Below are 5,012 nucleotides of genomic sequence, written 5' to 3' on the forward strand. Positions count from 1 at the left end.
CCATTTCCCATTAATGTGTTCAGGTTTTCATAGCGTGATCTTATACAGGAAATAGGAAATTGGAAATAGGAAATTTTCGGGGATTTTTGAGGTGTGATTTAAGATTTTTAAGTGTAGTATAAACAATAGCGTAAAGCGTAAGCCCTGAGCGAACGGCGAACAGCGAATAGCAATTTCATCCGTATCGAATGGTGGGTTTTTTCTTCCATTCCCTGACCGGCCGCTGATATATTTTTTATATTTGCGTTTTTCAACTGCGTAATTAATATCTATATGAAGCCTACTTTGGTTGTTCTTGCCGCAGGAATCGGAAGCCGCTACGGAAGCCTCAAGCAGATGGACAGTTTTGGACCCGCCGGGGAAACCATCATTGAATTCTCTGTCTATGATGCACTCTTATCCGGATTTGAACGGGTGGTTTTCGTCATTTCCCGTGCCATGGAAAAAGATTTTGCCGAATCATTTGTAAAACGCTTTCCTGCACATGTTTCCATTGATTATGTCATTCAGGAGATGGAAGACCTTCCCGAAGGATTTCATATCCCGGAAGGAAGGGCAAAACCCTGGGGCACAGCACATGCTGTAATGGCTGCACGACATGCGGTGAAGGAGTCTTTTGCCATCATTAACGGAGATGATTTTTACGGACGCACCTCCTTTCAGCTGATAAGTGATTTCCTTTCGCAGGTTGGCATTAACGAGAACCGCTTCTGCATGGCAGGGTATTATATTCGTCAAACCTTATCAGAACACGGAACCGTTTCGAGAGGACTTTGTGAAGTGGATGAGAACAATTTCGTTACTTCCATTGTGGAACGTACAAAAATCGGATTTACCCCCTCCAAAGAAATAGCCTATCTTGATGAAAACGGAAAACAGGTTATTGTTAAAGGAGATCCGTTTGTTTCGATGAATATTTTCGGTTTTACTCCTGCATTTTTTAAATGGCTGGAAGAATATTTTGTTGTTTTTCTAAGGGAAACAGGACCCGACACAAAGAGCGAATACTTCCTTCCTTATATTTTGAACAAACTGATTAAAGATAAGAAGATCACGCTCAAAGTTCTGCCAACTCCGGAAAAATGGTTCGGGGTAACCTACAAGGAAGACAAACCCTTTGTAACACAGATGCTCAAAGAACTAACAAGCCGCGGTGTTTATCCGACTCCCCTTTGGAAAGGGAATAAATAATGTATGTATGAATGATGCAGGGTTTATGCAGGCCCGGACAGCTGCCGGACAGTTTCTTCAGGCCGGGGAAATCCAATCGGTCAAACCGATCGGTTCAGGCCACATTCATCAGACATTTCTGGTCAGCCCCGTTTCGGATAAAAAGCACAAACTTGTTCTGCAGAAATTCAATACCTATGTATTCCGTGATCCGGACGCAGTAATGCAAAACCTGTTTCTTATTACAAGCCATATCAGAAAGAAGGTGGAAAACAGCAGGGGAGAAGGTGCCGGAATGCTGGTGCTGGAGCCGGTAAAAACTTTGACCGGGGAAAACTACTTTGTTGATGCAGAGGGCAGCGTCTGGCGTTGTTTGCTGTATATTCCCGACACGGCAAGTTATGACAGGGCCCCCGATGCTGCCGTGGTTTACGAAGGGGGAAAAGCATTCGGAACATTCATCCGCCTGCTTTCTGATCTTCCGGCAGAGAATGTTAAAATAACAATCCCTGAATTTCACAACCTTGATTTCCGGCTGGAACAGTTTCATCAGGCTATCCGGGATGGTTTAAAGGACCGGCGCGAAGAGACATCATCGGAGATTGAAATGATCCTGGAACGGGAAGAACAGATGAAACTGATACGAAAACTGGCTCAGCGCGGACTCATCCCTTTAAGGGTTGTCCATCATGATACAAAGATCAACAATGTGCTTTTTTCTGCCCGGAAGAAGGCATTGTGTGTCATTGACCTGGACACGGTAATGCCGGGCTTCGTGCATGACGATTTTGGCGATGCCATCCGTACCTTCACCAATACAGGGGAGGAAGATGATCCTGACCTTTCCCATATTTCCATGGATCTTTCCTTTTTTGAAGCATTTGCAGAAGGCTTTCTCGGTGCGGCAGGCGACATGCTCACTCCGCTCGAAAAGGAGTACCTGCCCCTGTCGGCGCTGGTTATGACCTACATGCAGACGATACGGTTTCTGACCGATTATCTGAACGGGGATACGTATTACAAAATTCATCATCCCAAACACAACCTGCAAAGAACCAAAGCACAGATGCAGCTTCTGCTGAGCATGGAGCAACAACTCCCGGCCATGCAGGAAATAGTGAAACGCTTCAGTTAAACGCAGTGAAAGCGGCCCTTATGGCACATTGCGCAGTTGTTGATGCGCAATGTGGGTTCAAGCCGGATTATGCATTAGGAGTGAAGCGAACTAATGCATAGTGGGTTGGAATTTAGCGCCGGCATCCGGCTTAATCCCGCTGAAACGCAGTGGAAGCGGCCCTTGTGGCACATTGCGCAGTTGTTGATGCGCAATGTGGATTCGATTCTTCTTGATCGCATTGCCTTTGAATTTTCTAATGCCATGTTCGGGTTTATTCAATAAACCTGCGAATGGTATCTCTGATAACTCAAATAATCGCCACTAATATGCTCTCATACCTACCAATAGTTCGGGTTTTGTTTCGGTGTGGTTAAAAGTATTTTAGCATGTTCGGATTTCTCAAGCAATCCTTTAACCTTTTCAATATCAATTTGGTCTCCATTTTCATAGGCTTTATTTAATGTCAGAGCTGAATCTTCAGTCATAATTCGTTTTTAAATTTGCCTTAACATTTGGCGGTATGAAAAGTTGCCGATTACAGACGGTTTCCTGTCAGGACTCATCCCTCAGATGTGGGATTGAAGCGTGCAGAACCCTTTGAATGATTTGTAACTTCGGCAAATTTTTAATATGCATATTGGACGCTGGCACATTTTTCAGTCAATATTTAAAACCAAACATACGAAGTATTTTCTAATGGGTTTTTATTTTTCCAGTCTTTATCTTTATTTTTTTTCCACCAGTCCTGATAAATATCTCTAACGATCCGGATTTCATACCCTTTAAGCCCCTTATATCTTTCCTTTTCATCTAAAGCTGTGTTAATTAAGTAAGGGTCAAGCGAACCATATCCGGTTCCATTTCTTATGCCTTCCACAGTCCAAAGCAAGCATTCTCCCAAAATAAAATATTCTCTTTCATAAGGGAATGGTGTTCGGGATGACATTGGATTAATGGGGAAATTTGAAATATGTGACGTGTCTTTCGCAAAATCAATGAGAGATTGAATTTGATTTTTCGTGAATTTTGGCATCTGTAGCCATAAATTTTCCCCGTTTTCTCCCTTTTCATAGCAATTGTAAGTTCCATTCTTAATTTGTTGAACAAATTTCTGCACATCAGGATGGTTGACATCAAACTCGTCTTTTTCACAACGAATACAGAAAAAGGTCAATATTGCAAGTAAAAACAACTTATTCATAATGGATGGTTTTTTCTATAGATGAAATATTCATTATAAGGGTTGCGTTTTTTTGCATGTTCAGTTAACCATTCGTTATTTGCAATGCACAGAGTTGAAAGCGAAGCTAGAGGAGTGTGTTCTATTATAACCACAAATGGTTGCCAATGGCCACAGATATGTCTTAGCTAACAAAACCCTGCGAATGGCGAACCACGAAAAGCAAATTTCTCCGAGGCGAAAGTAAAGCACACACAGAGATCGCAACCTATACCTTGCGAATAGCGGCAGCAAACTGCAAAAAGCCGCCTCTAGTTGGCCTTTTTCCAGCTGGTTATCTTGTACCCCCAGATAGAGTAAGCCAGTATAATAAAATAGGAGGGAACCAGAATCCAGTAGGCCTTCTGGGTTGAGGTAAGTACGGCGATTTTCCCGTATGCCAGCGGCAGAAGCGCGCCTCCTGCAATCGCCATAATGAGCATGGCAGAAGCTGTTTTGGTATAACGCCCGAGCCCATTGATCGCCAGGGGCCAGATAGCAGGCCATACCAGTGAATTGGCTATACCCAGCAAAGCAATAAACAACACGGTGAGGGGTATGGTCAGCTCTACTGCCTGAAAGGTCACCAGGTCACGGAAAGGCAGGGTGAGAACAATGTGTGAAGGGGTTAGAATGGCTGCTAGGGAAAAAACTATTCCAAGTGCTGCACAAATTTTTAATGCAGTACTTTGCTGTATCACTTTCGGAATCAGTACAATTCCTGCCAGATAACCAATGACCATGCCCAGAAGAGTCAGGGAGGTGAAATACTTGGCTGAAGTCATGGAAATTCCCAAAGACTGGCCATACCGGATAATGCTGTCACCGGCAATTACTTCAACTCCTACATAAAAAAACAGGGCAATTACTCCCAGTACAAGGTTGGGGAAGGCAAAAACACTGTTTTTTCCAACGTTTGCCGCAGTAGTTGATTCATCTTCGGCCTCGGTATCCACTTCAGGAAGGTGGGCAATGCGTATCATGAATCCAAGTGCCAGCAGGATTACGGCTATGAATATATACGGCTCGATCACCCGGTGCGCCATGGCATCCAGAATCTGTGTCCTCACTACCGGATCGGTTGCTTCTTTAAGTTGCACTTCAAGAGCGTGGGCATCTTTCAGAACAATGCTTGCCAGCAGTACCGGAGCAATCATTCCGGCAACCTTATTGGCTATCCCCATAATGCTGATGCGCTGGGCAGCACTTTCACGAGGCCCCAGAATGGTAATGTAGGGATTGGAAGCTGTTTGAAGGATGGCCAGGCCTGTTCCCTGAACAAACAAACCGGTCAGAAATAAGGCAAATGACCTTGTAAGAGCGGCAGGTATAAATACGGTTGCTCCCAGTGCCATAATCCAGAGTCCTACCGTCATTCCGTTTCTGAAACCCGTGAACTTCAGAACCTGCGATGAAGGCAGTGCCATGACAAAATAGGAAATATAAAAGGCAAACGTAACGAAATATGCCTCAAAATCATTCAGTTCACAAGCTGTACGAAGAAAA

Annotated in this window: 5 protein-coding genes; 2 read left to right on the plus strand and 3 right to left on the minus strand. The window is 44.0% G+C overall.

The features are described from left to right. Positions 1–273 precede the first annotated feature (273 nt). Both GX419_09040 and GX419_09045 read left to right on the plus strand, forming a co-directional pair. Entirely contained in the window at positions 274–1,191 is a 918-nt protein-coding gene (locus GX419_09040) for a nucleotidyltransferase (protein NLI24835.1), read from the plus strand. Positions 1,192–1,198: 7 nt separating this feature from the next. Next, the gene (locus GX419_09045; protein NLI24836.1) at positions 1,199–2,305 is read left to right on the plus strand and encodes an aminoglycoside phosphotransferase family protein; all 1,107 of its coding nucleotides are present in this window, start codon (positions 1,199–1,201) and stop codon (positions 2,303–2,305) included. A 320-nt stretch (positions 2,306–2,625) separates the two neighbouring features. Here GX419_09045 and GX419_09050 read toward each other — a convergent pair whose 3' ends face one another. The 3 genes from GX419_09050 to GX419_09060 form a co-directional block, all read right to left on the minus strand. Beyond that, entirely contained in the window at positions 2,626–2,772 is a 147-nt protein-coding gene (locus GX419_09050; protein ID NLI24837.1) for a hypothetical protein, read from the minus strand. Positions 2,773–2,954: 182 nt separating this feature from the next. Continuing rightward, complete coding sequence (locus GX419_09055) at positions 2,955–3,488, minus strand: DUF4943 family protein (protein NLI24838.1); 534 nt, start codon at positions 3,486–3,488, stop codon at positions 2,955–2,957. 290 nt (positions 3,489–3,778) lie between these two features. Further along, on the minus strand, positions 3,779–5,012 hold a 1,234-nt coding region (locus tag GX419_09060; protein ID NLI24839.1), incomplete at its 5' end, for a sugar MFS transporter.

The organism is Bacteroidales bacterium (assembly GCA_012517825.1).
GTDB lineage: Bacteria > Bacteroidota > Bacteroidia > Bacteroidales > JAAYUG01 > JAAYUG01.

Coding starts and splice junctions, on each gene's coding strand:
- GX419_09050 (NLI24837.1), bottom strand. CDS start 2,772: ATGACTGAAGATTCAGCTCTGACATTAAATAAAGCCTATGAAAATGGA.
- GX419_09045 (NLI24836.1), top strand. CDS start 1,199: ATGAATGATGCAGGGTTTATGCAGGCCCGGACAGCTGCCGGACAGTTT.
- GX419_09040 (NLI24835.1), top strand. CDS start 274: ATGAAGCCTACTTTGGTTGTTCTTGCCGCAGGAATCGGAAGCCGCTAC.
- GX419_09055 (NLI24838.1), bottom strand. CDS start 3,488: ATGAATAAGTTGTTTTTACTTGCAATATTGACCTTTTTCTGTATTCGT.